The sequence below is a fragment of the Pantoea sp. UBA5035 genome (assembly GCF_002415245.1).
GTDB lineage: Bacteria > Pseudomonadota > Gammaproteobacteria > Enterobacterales > Enterobacteriaceae > Pantoea > Pantoea septica.
The window spans coordinates 264,940-279,622 of the sequence record NZ_DICD01000028.1 but is presented as its reverse complement, the minus strand read 5'-3'; the positions used below and the strand labels follow the sequence as shown (position 1 = coordinate 279,622).

The following is a 14,683-nucleotide window of genomic DNA, read 5'->3' as shown; positions in this document are numbered from 1 at the left end:
GTTCGGGTTGCGCGCAGACGCGCCTGCGCGACGAAAAGTTTGTTACACTGACCGCCTCTGTCCAGTGGAGAAATCAATGACTTCCCGCGCTATCACTCTTGATGACGTCGCCCGCCTTGCCGGCGTCTCCTACCAGACCGTTTCCCGCGTGCTTAACCATTCGACGCAGGTCTCCCCGCGCACGCGGGCGAAAGTGGAAGCGGCCATGCAGCAGCTCAACTATGTGCCAAACCGCGTGGCGCAGCAACTGGCGGGCAAAGCGACGCGCACGCTCGGGCTCGCCACCAGCGATCTGGCGCTGATGGCGCCGGCGCAGATCGCCTCGGCGATCCAGCAGCGTGCCAGCCGCGACGGTTACCATCTGGTGATCGCCATGCGCAGTCACAACAGCGCCGCCGAGACCGTCAACGAACTGCTGGCGCAGCGCGTCGATGCGCTGATGATTAATCTGCCGCTGGCCGCTGCGGAAGCGGAGCAGATCCAGACGCTGTGCGGCAACAAGCCGGTAATTTTTATGGATGTCGAACCCCAGGCGCAGGTGGCGCAGTGTCAGTACTCCAACGCGCACGGCGCACGGGCCGCCGTCGAGCACCTGGTCGCGCTGGGGCATCGCCAGATCGGCCTGCTGAACGGCCCGGCGCAGGCGATTTCGGCGCAGCTGCGCGAAGCGGCATGGCGCGAAGCGCTGGCGGCGCATCGCCTGACGCCCTTCTGCGCGCTGCGGGGCGACTGGAGCGCCCAGTCTGGCTACCAGGCGATGCTGCAACAGCTGCCCGATTGCCTGCCGCAGGCGCTGCTGGTGGCGAACGATCAGATGGCGCTTGGCGCGATGCGCGCGCTGCATCAGCACGGCGTGGCGATTCCGGGCGAGATCTCGGTGGTCGGCTATGACGATACCGCCGAAAGCGCCTGGTATCAGCCGCCGCTGACCACGGTGCGCCAGGATCTGCAGGCGCTGGGGGAGCAGTGCGTCGAGACGCTGCTGGCGCGTCTGCAGGATGCGCCGCCGCCCTCCAGAGCGCTGGAGCCGGCGCTGGTGCTGCGCGCCACCACCGCCGCGCCGGGCGGCGAAGTACCGAATGGCGAGGCGCTGGCGCAGCAGCTGCAGCGCATCGCGCGCCAGCTGCTGCAGCGCTAATTTCAGCGAGTCACGCCGGTTTCAGACGAAAAAAAACCCACGCTGAAGCGTGGGTTTTGCCATTCAGCCTGCGCTTACTGCGCTTTCGGCTCGCCCATCGATTTCAGTTTTTTCGACAGGTCGCGACGCTCTTTCGACAGATCGGCGTTTTTGATGATGTATTCATCGACGCGATCTTCGTAGTCGGAACGCATGGAAGCGATGATTTCCTGAATCGCCTCGATGCTCATGCCCGGTTTAATATACTCGCTCAGGTTGTCCAGCAGCAGAACGCGCTTCTGGTTATCACGGATTTTCTTTTCGTTATCAGTGATTTCACGCTGCAGTTTGTTTTTACGACGGAACATACGCACAAACTCCAGTACGTCCTGAAATGATTGCTTGGCATTTTCCATGGTGGCACCTTTTTTTGGGCCTGCTTACGCAGGGGGTAGAGTCATAACCTTCAGCTTAGCGGTTCGCCAGCCGGGGCGACAATTGTCGCCGCTAAAATCGGACTGGCGCTTATCTTAGCGCAAAGAATGCGCCTTTCGCATTAAGTCATTGTCCTTGGTGATTATTTGCGCAGTGCCAGGCGGATCAGATCGGTCATGCGCTCCAGCTGCTTCGCCAGCTCCAGACTCAGCCAGACATAGCCGTAGATAGGCGTCTCTTCCAGCCGTTCGCTGCCCGCATCGGCGATCAGCTGCTTGAGCTCGCGGGTAATTTCCGTCAGCTCGTGGCTGTTGGCCACCACCTCGTCGGTCTCGCCGCGCAGCGCCAGCGCCGAAAGCGCGTGCAGCGTCTTTTCGGTCATCTGCTGGGTGCGCCGCAGCGTCGGCGCGTTGAGCAGGATAAGATGCGTTTCGCGCGAGGCCCACCAGGCTTCGATCTGCATCTCCACCGTATTCACCATATTGCGGTTGATGGTCTGAATCGCCTCGAATACCGATTTGGGGATACGCGTCTCTTTACTCGCCGGCACCAGCAGCGCGCGCATTTTCACAACGTTGGTCAGCAGCTTGCCCAGCGGCTTTTTCAGGCGCGGCTTCTCAATCAGATTAGGGGAAAAACCGGCGTGATAAATTTTGGCGATCTCCGCCAGCGAGTCCGACAGCTGGATGCGCCAGTGGGTATAGGCGCGCTGCGCCCAGATGGCGCTGAACAGCAGCGCCAGCAGCGAGCCGAGGATCACGTCGCCGCCGCGCCATAGCGCCACGGTGAAATCGCCCGCCGGCGCGCCGACCACCACGCTGAGCGTAATGCCGATCAGCAGCGCCATATAGGGATGTTTGCCTAACGTCAGGTAGCCGCACACCATCATCACGATGCCGCACCATGCCAGCATCACCGGCAGCGACATCATCTCCAGCTTAAGGGCGATCAGGCCTGAGATGGATCCAGCGAAGGTGCCGCAGATACGCTGGATGGCGCGAGGGAAAACGTTGCCCCAGGTAGAGATCGGTCCCATCACCACCACCAGCGTGATCAGCGGCCAGGTGCCTTCGGGAATACCGGTGAGCCGCACCAGCAAAAAGGTGAGTAAAAAGGCGATGGCGATGCGTACGCCATGCACGCTGCGGTAGTGGCGATAGAACCAGAACTCGATATTCGATATGGGCTTATCTGGGCGCAAGTTGGCTTTCCGACTGAGGATCATAAAGTGCGTTATTTTATCCCATGACGTTGCTAAGGCTTAATGCCGCTTCTACATTTCAATACAGTTTTGACACCTTCTTACAATTATCAACATTGCCTTTACAAGCACCCAAAACCATAAAAACAATCACATAACCATATCTCTTATTTTCGTTTATTTGATAACACGACTTAAGGAAGCGACATGAAGAAAAGAGCCAAAACTCTGCCGGGCGTCACGCGACGGCAGGTGTTGACCTGGTCTACGCTAGGCGTAGCCGCCACCGTTACCCGCGCGGCCGACGCCGTCTCCCTGAAAGGTTCGCCGGGCTGGACGCCCTTCTCCGATAATCCTCCCGAAACCTTCGACCAGCCCGGCTGGCTCTTTTTCACTCAGGAAGAAGCTGAAACTATTGAAGCCATCGTCGATCGCCTGATCCCCGCCGACGAGCTGAGCGTGGGCGGTAAAGAGGCGGGCTGCGCGCAGTTTATCGATCGTCAGCTGCACGGTTTTTACGGCACTTTTGAGCGCATTTATATGGAAGGCCCGTTCCAGAAAGGCACCGCTGAGCAGGGCGATCAGTCGCCGCTGGTGCCGCAGCAGCGCTACCGTCAGGGCCTGGCCGCGCTCGACCGCTACGTTCAGCAGACCTCTCAGAAACGCTTCAAAGATCTGACGCCGCAGCAGCAGGACGCGCTGCTGGCCGCGATGGAAGCAGGCAAGGTGCACTTCGAGGGCTTCGATGCGCAGTCGCTGTTTATCGAGGTGCTGAACAACACCATGGAGGGTTTTTTCGCCGATCCCATCTACGGCGGCAATCGCAATATGGCGTCGTGGAAAATGCTGGGCTTTCCCGGCGCGCGCTACGACTATCGCCCCTACATCGAGCGGCACAACGAAGATCTGCATCTCGAACCCATCAGCATCGCACAGTGGAAAGGCAGGGATAAGCCATGAAAAAATTACCTAAAACGGATGTCGTGGTGATCGGCCTTGGCTGGGCGGGTTCGATTATCGCCAATGAGCTGGCTGACGAAGGGTTAGAGGTGATCGGCATCGAGCGCGGACCGTGGCGCGATACCGCGCGCGATTTCAATATCGGCACCGTGACCGATGAACTGCGCTATGTGATGCGTGAAGAGCTCATGCTGCGCACGCGGCAGAATACCTGCACCATGCGCAATAACCCGTCGCAGACCGCGCTGCCGATGCGCACCTGGGGATCCTTTCATCCCGGCAACGGCACCGGCGGCGCGGGCAACCACTGGGCGGGCATTACCTTTCGCTTTCAGCCGCACGAATTCCAGCTGAAGAGCTATCTCACCGAGCGTTACGGCGCCGACGCGATGCCCGGCGAGCTCGCTTTGCAGGACTGGGGCACCACCTGGGAAGAGATGGAGCCGCACTATATGCAGTTTGAGCGCGTCGCGGGCACCTCTGGCTACGCGGGTAACCTCAACGGCGAGAAGCGCGCCGGCGGCAACCCCTTCGAAGGCCCGCGCAGCGGTGAGTATCCGACGCCGCCGCTGCGTCAGCCCTACGGCCCGACGCTGTTCGCGCAGGCGGCGAAAGAGATGGGCTATCAGCCCTTCCCGGTGCCCTCCTCGCTGGTTTCCGAGGCCTATACCAATCCCTACGGCGTCACCATGGGCCCCTGCACCTTTTGCGGCTTCTGTACGAACTACGGCTGCGCCAACTACTCCAAAGCCAGCGCCATTACTACCGTGCTGCCCGCGCTGATGCGCAAAGAGAACTTTACCGCCTATACCAACTGCGAAGTGCTGGAGGTGCTGACCGATTCCAGCGGCAAAAAAGCAACCGGCGTCACCTACGTCGACTCTTCCGGCGATACCTGGGAACAGCCAGCCGATCTGGTGATTGTCGCCGCCTTTACCTTTGAGAACGTGCGCCTGATGCTGCTGTCGCAGATCGGCGAGGCCTACGATCCGGTCACCAATAAGGGCACCACCGGCCGCAACTACGCCTACCAGACCGCCAACAACGTGACGCTGTTTTTCGATGACAAGAACTTCAATCCCTTTATCGGCGCGGGCGCGGTCGGCATGGGCATCGATGAGTTCAACAACGATAACTTCGACCACAGCGGCCTCGGCTTCTTCGGCGGCGGCAGTATCCGCGTGACGCCGATCGGCTCCGCGCCCATCGGCTATCGTCCGCTGCCGCCCGGCACGCCGAAGTGGGGATCAAAATGGAAACGCGCGCTAAAAGATAACTACCTCAGCACCATGTCGATCGGCTGCGAGGCCAGCAGCTACACCACGCGCACCAACTACCTTTCGCTCGATCCCAACTATAAAGATCCGCACGGTCGTCCGCTGCTGCGCATTACCTTCGACTTTTCGCAGAACGATCTGAAGATGGCGCAGTACTGCACCGGCAAGGTGGCGGAGATCGCCAAATCGATGAACCCGCGTGAAATGATCGTTAAACCGATGACCGGCCACTGGAGCAGCGTGCCCTATCAGTCCTCTCACGTCGTCGGCGGCTTTGTGATGGGCGCCGATCCCAGCACCAGTTCGGTCAACAAGCATCTGCAGGTCTGGGACGTGCCGAACCTGTTCGTGGTGGGCGCCTCCGCCTTTCCGCAGAATCCCGGCTACAATCCGACCGGCACCGTGGGCGCGCTGGCGTTTAAGGCGGCGCACGCGATCCGCACCTGGTATCTGAAACGTCCGGGGGAGATGATTACCGCATGAAAACGCTGAATGCACTCTCCGCCGCGCTGCTGCTGGTTGCAAGCGTCAGCAGCCAGGCGCAGCCGGAGTATGACCAGTATGCGCGCGGCAGCTACCTCGCCACCCTCGGCGACTGCACCGCCTGTCATACTACCGATGCGAAGCAGCCCTATGCGGGCGGCGTCAAGATCAATACCCCGTTCGGCGTGCTGGCCGGCGCCAATATCACGCCGGATCGCGAGACCGGCATCGGCGACTGGAGCTATGACGATTTCCGCCGCGCCATGACGGAAGGCATCGGCCACGACGGCAAACGGCTCTACGGCGCGATGCCGTTTACCGCCTACACGAAGATGTCCGAGCGTGACCTGCAGGATCTCTGGGCGTGGATACAGACGCTGCAGCCGATCCATCATGAAGTCGAAACCAACCAGCTGCCCTTCCCCTTTAATATTCGCACCAGCCTGATTGCCTGGAACTGGCTTAACTTCGATAAGGGCACGTTTATCCCCGATGCGAAAAAGTCGGCGGAGTGGAATCGCGGCGCCTATCTGGTGCAGGGTCTTGGCCACTGCGGCACCTGTCACACCTCGAAAAATTTTCTCGGCGGCGATAAAGGCGATCGCTTCCTCAGCGGTAGCGAAGTTGAGGGCTGGTATGCGCCTAATCTCGGCGCGGACGCCCATACCGGGCTGGGCAAATGGACGCAGGAGGATATCGTCAGCTATCTGCGCACCGGCGTGAACCGCTACGCCATCGCTTCCGGTCCGATGGCCGATGCGGTGCGTCACTCGACCCAGTACTGGCGCGAGGAGGATCTGCGCGCGGTGGCGACCTTCCTGAAAGAGGGCAAAACCCACGATGAAGAGGTGCCGCAGCCGCTGGCCGCCAGCGACGATCGCATGAAGCTCGGCGCGCAGATCTATGAGGCGAAGTGTTCCGCCTGTCACAGCCCCGGCGGACGCGGCGAGAGGAATATTTTCCCGCAGTTGGCATCCAATCCGCTGATCAACCAGCCGGACGCCACCTCGCTGATCCGCGTCGTCAGCGCGGGCAGCCGCGGCGTCGATACCGACGCGCGACCAACGGCGCCCGCCATGCCCGCCTTTGCCGGCGTGCTGGATGACGAGCAGATCGCCGCCGTGCTGACCTATGTGCGCAACAGCTGGGGCAACGCCGCCGCGCCGGTGTCGGCCAGCGACGTTAAGGATGTGAAGGACGATCTGAAGTAATCACGCGAGGCGGCAAGGAGGCCGCCTGTTGCCGTCAGAACCTCTGCTTCAGGTAGTCCTGAATACGCGTGAAGACGCCTGCTTTCTCTACCGCTGAGAGCGTGACCAGCGGATAGCTCGCCAGCTGTTTGTCCTTATCGATCACCTGAATCTCGCCGATGGTTTCGTTGGCTTTCAGCGGCGCCTCAAGCTCCTTACGGTTAATCACATATTTGGCCTTCACGTTCTGGATCTCGCTGCGCGGCAGCGACAGGTAGACGTCGTTAGCGGTGCCGACGGCGACGCTGTGCGGCGCGCCGTACCAGACGTTTTCGGTGCCGATTTTCTTGCCCGCGTGGAACAGCTGCACGGTGTCGAAGGTGTTCTGGCCCCATACCAGCAGCTTGCGCGCCTGCTCTTCACGCCCTTTCGGGCTTTTGCCGCCCATCACCACCGCGATCAGACGATGCTGGCCGACCACGTTGGAGGCGATGATATTGAAGCCCGCCGTTTCGGTATGGCCGGTTTTCAGGCCGTCGACGTGCAGATTGTTGTCCCACAGCAGCCCGTTGCGGTTGTTCTGCGTGATGCCGTTCCAGGTGAGGGTTTTCTCGCTGTACATGGCGTAGAAATCGGGTTCGCCGCTGATAATAGCGCGCGACAGCTTCGCCATGTCCCGCGCGGAGGAGAACTGGCCCGGCGCATCGAGACCGTGCACGGTTTCGAAGTGCGTGTTGGTCAGGCCCAGCTTCTGTACGTACTGATTCATCATATTGACGAAATTCTGCTGACTGCCCGCCACGTAGTCAGCCAGTGCCACGCAGGCGTCGTTGCCGGAGTCGATGATGACGCCGCGGCTGAGGTCGCGCACGGTGATCTTGTCGCCGGGCTTAATAAACATCAGCGAAGAGCCTTTAAATACCGGATTGCCCGCCGCCCAGGCGTCTTTACCGACCGTCACCACGTCGTCGCGGGTGATTTTTTTCGCGTCGATGGCGCGATCGACCACGTAGCCGGTCATCAGCTTGGTCAGGCTGGCGGGGTTGCGGCGCTCGTCCGGATTGCCGGCGGTCAGCACCTGTCCGGTGGTGGCGTCCATCAGTACCCAGGAGGCGGCATCAATCGACGGTGGCGTCAGGGGAAACGGCATATCGTCGGCCTGGGCCAGCGAAGCCAAAAAGAGAGTTCCAGTTACAGTGATCAACAGACGCCTTTTCAACACTTCATCCTCAAGGTTACGGGGAAAACAGCGGCTCGTTTTACGGCAAAAGGCATAAACAGGTTTGATTAAATTGAAAAAAAATGTGATCGGCCCGCCTCACCCGCAGGCGTAGTTGTGACCCGCGACGCAAGCGACTATGCTGTGCGTTGTTTTCTCAGTACAGGATATGCTCGTGCCCGCCTCTGAACGCACTTTTCTGTTTCACGATTACGAAACCTTCGGTAAAAGCCCCTCGCTGGATCGTCCGGCGCAGTTTGCCGCGCTGCGCACCGACAGCGATTTCAACCCTGTCGGGGAGCCGCAGATTTTCTACTGCCGCCCCGCGGACGACTATCTGCCGCAGCCGGAAGCGGTAATGATCACCGGCATTACGCCGCAGGTCGCGCGCGCGCGTGGCGTATCGGAGGCGGAGTTCGCCGCCCGAATCTATGCGCTCTTTACCGAAGAGCAAACCTGCGTGGTGGGCTACAACAATGTGCGCTTCGATGACGAAGTCACGCGCAACATCTTCTACCGCAACTTTTTCGATCCCTATGGCTGGAGCTGGCAAAACGGCAATTCGCGCTGGGATCTGCTCGATGTGATGCGCGCCTGCTACGCGCTGCGTCCCGACGGCATCGTCTGGCCAGAAAATGAGGACGGTTTTCCCAGCTTCAGGCTGGAGCACCTCACCAAAGCCAACGGCGTGGCGCATGAAAACGCGCATGACGCCATGTCGGACGTCCATGCCACGCTGGCGATGGCGAAGCTGGTGAAAGAGAAGCAGCCAAAGCTGTTTGAGTTCCTGTTTACGCATCGCAATAAAAACAAGCTGATGACGCTGATCGACATTCCGCAGATGAAGCCGCTGGTGCACGTCTCCGGCATGTTCGGCGCGGCGCGCGGCAATACCAGCTGGGTCGTGCCGCTGGCGTGGCATCCGGACAATCGCAACGCGCTGATCGTCGCCGATCTTGCGGGCGATATGACGCCGCTGCTGGAGATGGACGCGGATGCGCTGCGCGAGCGGCTCTACACGCGCAAAAGCGATCTGGCCGACGATGAAGCGTCGGTGCCGATTAAGCTGGTGCATATCAATAAGTGCCCGGTACTGGCGCCCGCCAACACGCTGCGCCCGGAAGATGCGGCGCGTCTGGGTATCGATCGTGAAGCCTGCCTGGCGAATCTGGCGCTGCTGCGTCAGCATGCCGAAGTGCGTGAAAAAGTGGTCACGCTGTTCGCCGAGGCTGAGCCCTTTACCGCGCCGGACGATGTCGACGCGCAGCTCTATGACGGCTTCTTTAGCGACGCCGATCGTGCAGGAATGAATATCCTGCGTCAGACCGCGCCCGCCAACCTGCCGGCGATGGATCTCGCTTTCCAGGATGCGCGCGTGGCGAAGCTGCTGTTCCGCTACCGCGCGCGCAACTTCCCTGGCACGCTGGATGACGCCGAGCAGCAGCGCTGGCTGCAGCACCGTCGCGAAGTCTTAAACGCGGAGCGCGTGCAGGCATTTTTGCTGGAGCTGGAGTCGCTGGCAAGCCTGCACGAAGGGGATGCAGAGAAGATGGCGCAGCTAAAAGCGCTTTATCTCTACGCGCAGGAACTGGTTTCCTGAAGCGACGCGCCGGCAGAGATATCGCCTCTGCCGGCTTTTCACGTTGCCCTGCTGTTTTATCCTCGCTTATCGCCCGCCAACACCTTGTTCTCAATTTATTCTTTTTAACCTTATCCCAAACATTAAACCAACGGCTTAAATCATATTTTTTCCCATTTAGCTATATTAGTTAACGAAATTAGCAGGGACATTTAAAGATAAAAGCAGCGGCAGATAAAATGTAAGAATATTCTTATTCGCAACAGTATAAATATCGCAACCCGCGCAGGAGGTTTATAAAGGCAACTATTAGCTTCCATACTTTATATTTAAATTTATTTATTGGTAATTAGCCGATATTCAACATCACGCATTTCCAGGGACCTTAGCCTCGCCGTCATATCATCACCTCCTGCGTTTATTTTTAGCAAATAGTGCGGAATTTTTATTGATCTAAACAGTCTGATTTCCTGATTATTCCTAAGAGAGAAAGAGCATTCCTAACCCTTAAGAACTAAATTAAAAAATTAAACGAACCAAGTTGAGAAAACTCAATGATTTTTTCACTGATTTACCGTTGAACCACTTAAGATTATTCTTAACTATCAATGTGTGCATTCTTTTTAACTTATTGAAACAGAAGGAATAAGCTGCCAGGATAGTATCAACTCTCTTAGCAAGCGGATAAATCAGCTTATGAGAAACATCACCAGAGAGGATCTTTGCTGCGCCAGCTGCAAATATGGCTGCCAGCTAATAAATCGTAATAATGAAGTTATTAATCGATGTCCCATACAGAAAATAGCAATATGGCCTGACGGCAATCACTACCTGAAAAAAGGGGTGCTCTCCCTCGTGGCAGGACGTTACGAAACCGTATTCTGTAAAGGATGTATATTTGTCGACTTTTCAGTGCATCGCCTGCGCTATTTTACCAATAACAACTGGCTCGATTATCTGAAGTCGACAGGCTTGAGCATTATTATCGTCAGCGATCGGCCAATGGGTCCGCTGGCTGCCTACTGGGGCAAGAATGGCAGCGTTTATTCCGTCATCTACTGCGGAATCTCCATAGAGAAAATCAAGAAGCAAATTAATTTCTATTATTATGGTTTAAAAGGAGGAGTGGCCAGCAAAAAAGTGAATGCGCTTTCCAGAGAAGAGGTCATTTTTCTGGATCTGGCGGTAAATGGATATTCACTTTCATTAATAGCGAAAAAAATGAATCTCGACGTTAAAAAAATCTACAACATCAAAGAATCCGTTCGCAGAAAAACCGGGCGCAGCCTTAATCAACTGCTTTCGGGCTAATGAGTACAAAGGATTATATTATGAAGACTCAAATTACTAAATCACCGCTGGCACTGCTTCTTGGCGGTTTACTGTTGTCCACTTCTGCGCTTGCCGCGTCAGAAAACACCATTAATTTCCAGGGCGAAGTCTCCGACGAAACCTGTTCGGTCGCGGTAAACGGCAACGCCGCCTCGCCAGTGGTGCTGATGCCTACCGTCAGTAAAAAAGATCTGGCGACCAGCGGCGCAACCGCCGGCCAGACCAGCTTTACCGTGGGCTTGACCGGCTGTACCGGCAGCAGCACCGCTTCAACCAAGGTCTCTACGGTGTTTGTCGGCAATAACGTCAGCTCAAGCGGCAACCTGCTCAATACCGGCACGGCCAAAAACGTCGAAGTGCAGCTGCTGGATACCAAAGATGCCGTCATCAACCTCACTGGCGGCTACACCGGCAGCGGCGATCTGACGCTGGGGATCGACGAAACGGAAGCTTCTGCGACTTATAACGCGCAGTACTATGCCACCGGCGCCGCAACCGCGGGTACAGTGACCGCCTCGCTGCAGTACGCCGTTACCTATCAGTAATATCTAAACCGGTGCGTGCTGAATGGATCGGCACGCACCGTTTATTAGTGAGATTCTGAGTATGTTTTCTCTTGTCAGGTCTGCGCTGCTCAGCATTAGCATGCTGCTTGTTATGGTATCTACCGCGCAGGGTAGCGTCACCATGCTGGGAAGCCGAATTATTTATCCGGCACAGGCGGCTTCCGTAGACGTTCAGTTTAAAAATAACGATGACTTCCCCTATATTATTCAGGCATGGTTTGACAGTGGGGATATTAATTCTCTTCCTCAGCAAAAGAGCGACACGCCTTTTATTATTACGCCGCCAGTTTTCCGTATTCAGCCGAAAGCGGGACAAATCGCACGCATAATTTTTAACGGCACCTCATCGCTGCCGCAGGATCGCGAATCACTATTTTGGTTTAACAATTTGCAAATTCCGCCCTCTACACGCGGCGCAGAGAGCAAACAAAATGCCATGACGGTGATGCTACGCAACAGGGTGAAATTATTTTATCGCCCGACGGGGATTGGCAACCCTGAAAATATTCTTAAAGGCGTACAGGTTAACTATTTCTTTGACAGCAAAAAAGGCAGCGGCATTGAAGTTAATAACGCTCAGCCCTGGCATCTCTCGCTGGTTTCGCTGTCGCTAAAAATAGCGGGAAAGAGACTTTCCGCCGAAGCGCAGATGGTTGCACCGTACGCTAAAAAAATATTCTGGTTCAGTAATGGTAAACAACGCTTGCAGGGCGCAGGCACGGTAACCCTCGCCGCGATAAACGATCAGGGAGCAAGACTAAGTGAAGATTTTGCGGTTAATTCCCAGTAACGTTAAATTTAACTTTTTCGTTTTAGGTGTATCCGCTTCTTTTTGCATGCCGGGATATTGTGATGATTTTTATTTCGACTCTTCGCTTTTTAAAGGATCCGCGTTTGGACAAAACATCGAGCAGTTTAATCATGAGGCCATTCCGGCCGGTGATTATCTGGTCGATGTCTGGTTAAATAATCAGTTGGTCAAATCCGGAGTGAAGCTGAAATTTATCGCTGCGGAAAAAGAGAAAAATGCGGTTCCCTGCCTGCCTCTTTCGCTGATCGAAATGATGCAAATCAAGCTGAACAAGGCGCAGGCGTCGAGCGAAAGTTGCGCGCCCCTTTCTGTCTGGATACCGGCGGGAAAATGGGCGTTCGATCCCGCCGCGCTGCGCCTGCAGCTGACTGTTCCACTCTCCGCCCTGCATAGAACGCCGCGCGGCTATATTCCGCCCTCGCAGTGGGATAAGGGCATCAGCGCGCTGTTTATTCGCCACAATACCAACTACACCTGGACGGAAAACAGCAGCGCCCACTATCGCTATCAATATTTATGGAGCGGCATTACGGCGGGCACCAACCTCGACAGCTGGCAGCTGCGCCATCAGGGCAATTTACGCTATCTCAGCAGCAGCACCGAGGGCGGCCGTTACCATTACAACAGCGTCCGCAGCTGGGTGCAGCATCCCATTGAAAGCATGAACAGTTTGATTTCAATCGGGGATAACTATACCGACAGCTCGCTCTTCGGCAGTCTGGCGTTTAACGGCATTCGTCTCGCCACCGATGAACGCATGTGGCCGCAGGGCCGCAGAGGTTATGCTCCTGAAATTCACGGCATCGCCACGTCAAACGCGCGCGTCGTAGTGAGACAGCTTAACAACGTGATCTATGAAACCAGCGTGCCGCCGGGTCCGTTTGTGATTGACGATCTCTATAACACGCGTAATCAGGGCGACCTGGAGGTTGAGGTCACCGAAGCGAACGGCAAAACCTCTTCCTTCACCGTACCCTACTCGTCGGTGCCGGATTCGGTGCGCCCCGGCAACTGGCGCTACTCGCTGGCGCTGGGCCGGGTTCGCCAGTACTACGCGGTGCAGAACCGCTTTTTCGAGGGTATTGTGCAGCGCGGCGTCAGCAACAGCCTGACCGCGACGCTCGGCTCAAGGCTGGCGGAAGATTATCAGGCCTGGCTGCTGGGTGGCGTCTGGGCGACGCAGGCTGGCGCTATCGGCGTCAACACCACCTACTCTCAGGCGAAGGCGGAGAATAACGCACGCACATCAGGCTGGCGCGCGGAGCTGAGCTACAGCAAAACCTTTCAAACCGGTACCAACCTGGTGCTGGCCGCCTGGCGCTACTCTACCAGCGGCTTCCGCGATCTGCAGGATGTGCTGGGCGTGCGGCGCGAGCAGCAGGCGGGTATTCACTACTACTCCGATTCGCTGCACCAGCGCAATCGCCTGTCGGCGACGCTGAGCCAGTCGGCTGGCGATTATGGACTATTCAGCCTGAGCGCCAGCACCGCCGACTATTACAATAATCAGTCGCGCATTTCACAGCTTCAGCTTGGCTACAACAACAGCTGGCGCAATATCAGCTATAGCCTCAACGTGGCGCGCCAGCGTACCGCGTGGATAAGCCGCAGCGCGTTCGATATCCGCGACAATGACGATCAGAGCCGCCGTCAGAAATACACGGAGAATACGGTTTCCCTGAATATTTCCGTGCCGCTCGACTGGGGCAAAGGGCTCGCCTCGGTGGCTTATAACTACAACCAGTCGAAACAGAACCGCTCCTCTACGGTATCGCTGACCGGTTCCGCGGGCGAACAGCGCGACTTTAGCTATTCGCTCTACGCCGGTCGCGATAGTTACCGCAACGGCACTGACGCCGAGGCGACCTCTTTCGGCGGCAACCTGCAGCAAAACACCCGCATCGGCGCGCTGCGCGCCAGCTATGGCCAGGGCAATGATTATCGCCAGGTGGGATTAGGCGCCTCAGGCACGCTGTTGATCCATAGCGGCGGCGTCACGGCTGGCCCCTACGCCAGCGACACCTTTGCGCTGATCCATGCGGAAGGCGCGCAAGGCGCGGTGGTGCGCAACGGTCAGGGCGCGGTGATCGATCGTTTCGGCTACGCCATTCTGCCCTCGCTGACGCCCTATCGTGAAAACACCGTCAGCCTCGACACGCTCAAGATGCGCGCCGATACCGAACTTAGCGGCGGCAGCCAGCGGGTCGTGCCCTATGCCGGCGCCGTCAGTCGCGTCAGTTTCGCCACGCTCAGAGGTAAAGCGGTGCTTATCTCCCTTGCCACGACGGATGGCGAGACGCCGCCGATGGGCGCGGAAGTGCGCGATGCCGAGAAGGTGCTGGTGGGCGTGGTGGGCCAGGGTGGCCAGCTATACGCGCGCGTGCCCCACGACTCCGGCACGCTGAAGGTGAGCTGGAATAACCAGAAAAGCGTCTGCCTGGTCACCTACCAGATTACCGGACGTCAGCAATCAGATCTTATCCCTCTCAATGGGTCATGCAGGAAGGAGTAAT

12 protein-coding genes are annotated in these 14,683 nt (G+C 57.4%); 9 read left to right on the top strand and 3 right to left on the bottom strand.

The genetic code is table 11. The features are described from left to right. Positions 1 to 76 precede the first annotated feature (76 nt). Positions 77 to 1,138: a LacI family DNA-binding transcriptional regulator gene (locus tag B3229_RS20540; protein ID WP_286873973.1), complete on the top strand. Its 1,062-nt coding sequence runs from the start codon at positions 77 to 79 to the stop codon at positions 1,136 to 1,138. Between the two features lie 74 nt (positions 1,139 to 1,212). On the opposite strand, the gene tmaR is transcribed toward B3229_RS20540, so the two are convergent. After that, entirely contained in the window at positions 1,213 to 1,533 is a 321-nt protein-coding gene (gene tmaR, locus B3229_RS20535; RefSeq protein WP_033791495.1) for a PTS system regulator TmaR, read from the bottom strand. 161 nt (positions 1,534 to 1,694) lie between these two features. After that, the gene (locus B3229_RS20530; protein WP_187143649.1) at positions 1,695 to 2,753 is read right to left on the bottom strand and encodes an FUSC family protein; all 1,059 of its coding nucleotides are present in this window, start codon (positions 2,751 to 2,753) and stop codon (positions 1,695 to 1,697) included. 207 nt (positions 2,754 to 2,960) lie between these two features. Here B3229_RS20530 and B3229_RS20525 point away from each other — a divergent pair, with 207 nt between their 5' ends. From B3229_RS20525 to B3229_RS20515, 3 genes are read left to right on the top strand one after another with little or no spacing between them, the layout of a single operon-like run. After that, positions 2,961 to 3,713, top strand: a complete 753-nt coding sequence (locus B3229_RS20525) for a gluconate 2-dehydrogenase subunit 3 family protein (RefSeq protein ID WP_286873965.1) — start codon at positions 2,961 to 2,963, stop codon at positions 3,711 to 3,713. After that, entirely contained in the window at positions 3,710 to 5,473 is a 1,764-nt protein-coding gene (locus B3229_RS20520; protein WP_048785991.1) for a GMC family oxidoreductase, read from the top strand. The genes B3229_RS20525 and B3229_RS20520 overlap by 4 nt, the downstream gene beginning before the upstream one ends. Continuing rightward, positions 5,470 to 6,684 (top strand): cytochrome c, encoded by a 1,215-nt coding sequence (locus B3229_RS20515; protein WP_286873962.1) that lies wholly within the window; start codon positions 5,470 to 5,472, stop codon positions 6,682 to 6,684. Before B3229_RS20520 ends, B3229_RS20515 begins: the two co-directional genes overlap by 4 nt. Before the next feature lie 34 nt (positions 6,685 to 6,718). Here the strand turns inward: B3229_RS20515 and dacD are convergent, their stop codons facing one another. Then, positions 6,719 to 7,882: a serine-type D-Ala-D-Ala carboxypeptidase DacD gene (gene dacD / locus B3229_RS20510; RefSeq protein ID WP_193390101.1), complete on the bottom strand. Its 1,164-nt coding sequence runs from the start codon at positions 7,880 to 7,882 to the stop codon at positions 6,719 to 6,721. A 175-nt stretch (positions 7,883 to 8,057) separates the two neighbouring features. On the opposite strand from dacD, the gene sbcB reads away from it, so the two are divergent. From sbcB to B3229_RS20485, 5 genes are all read left to right on the top strand, one after another. Beyond that, a complete protein-coding gene (gene sbcB, locus B3229_RS20505) occupies positions 8,058 to 9,482 on the top strand; it encodes an exodeoxyribonuclease I (RefSeq protein WP_082170607.1) in 1,425 nt (474 codons plus the stop codon). 675 nt (positions 9,483 to 10,157) lie between these two features. Next, positions 10,158 to 10,772 carry a helix-turn-helix transcriptional regulator gene (locus tag B3229_RS20500; RefSeq protein WP_286873958.1) on the top strand — a complete coding sequence of 205 codons (615 nt, stop codon included), beginning with the start codon at positions 10,158 to 10,160 and terminating at the stop codon, positions 10,770 to 10,772. A gap of 20 nt (positions 10,773 to 10,792) precedes the next feature. Then, entirely contained in the window at positions 10,793 to 11,338 is a 546-nt protein-coding gene (locus B3229_RS20495; protein ID WP_286873956.1) for a fimbrial protein, read from the top strand. Positions 11,339 to 11,399: 61 nt separating this feature from the next. Beyond that, on the top strand, positions 11,400 to 12,149 hold the full coding sequence (locus B3229_RS20490; RefSeq protein WP_312058238.1) for a fimbria/pilus periplasmic chaperone: 750 nt from the start codon (positions 11,400 to 11,402) through the stop codon (positions 12,147 to 12,149). Continuing rightward, positions 12,121 to 14,682, top strand: a complete 2,562-nt coding sequence (locus tag B3229_RS20485; protein WP_410477762.1) for a fimbrial outer membrane usher protein — start codon at positions 12,121 to 12,123, stop codon at positions 14,680 to 14,682. Before B3229_RS20490 ends, B3229_RS20485 begins: the two co-directional genes overlap by 29 nt. Position 14,683 lies beyond the last annotated feature (1 nt).

Coding starts and splice junctions, on each gene's coding strand:
- B3229_RS20500 (WP_286873958.1), top strand. CDS start 10,158: ATGAGAAACATCACCAGAGAGGATCTTTGCTGCGCCAGCTGCAAATAT.
- B3229_RS20520 (WP_048785991.1), top strand. CDS start 3,710: ATGAAAAAATTACCTAAAACGGATGTCGTGGTGATCGGCCTTGGCTGG.
- B3229_RS20515 (WP_286873962.1), top strand. CDS start 5,470: ATGAAAACGCTGAATGCACTCTCCGCCGCGCTGCTGCTGGTTGCAAGC.
- B3229_RS20525 (WP_286873965.1), top strand. CDS start 2,961: ATGAAGAAAAGAGCCAAAACTCTGCCGGGCGTCACGCGACGGCAGGTG.
- B3229_RS20540 (WP_286873973.1), top strand. CDS start 77: ATGACTTCCCGCGCTATCACTCTTGATGACGTCGCCCGCCTTGCCGGC.
- B3229_RS20490 (WP_312058238.1), top strand. CDS start 11,400: ATGTTTTCTCTTGTCAGGTCTGCGCTGCTCAGCATTAGCATGCTGCTT.
- B3229_RS20495 (WP_286873956.1), top strand. CDS start 10,793: ATGAAGACTCAAATTACTAAATCACCGCTGGCACTGCTTCTTGGCGGT.
- tmaR (WP_033791495.1), bottom strand. CDS start 1,533: ATGGAAAATGCCAAGCAATCATTTCAGGACGTACTGGAGTTTGTGCGT.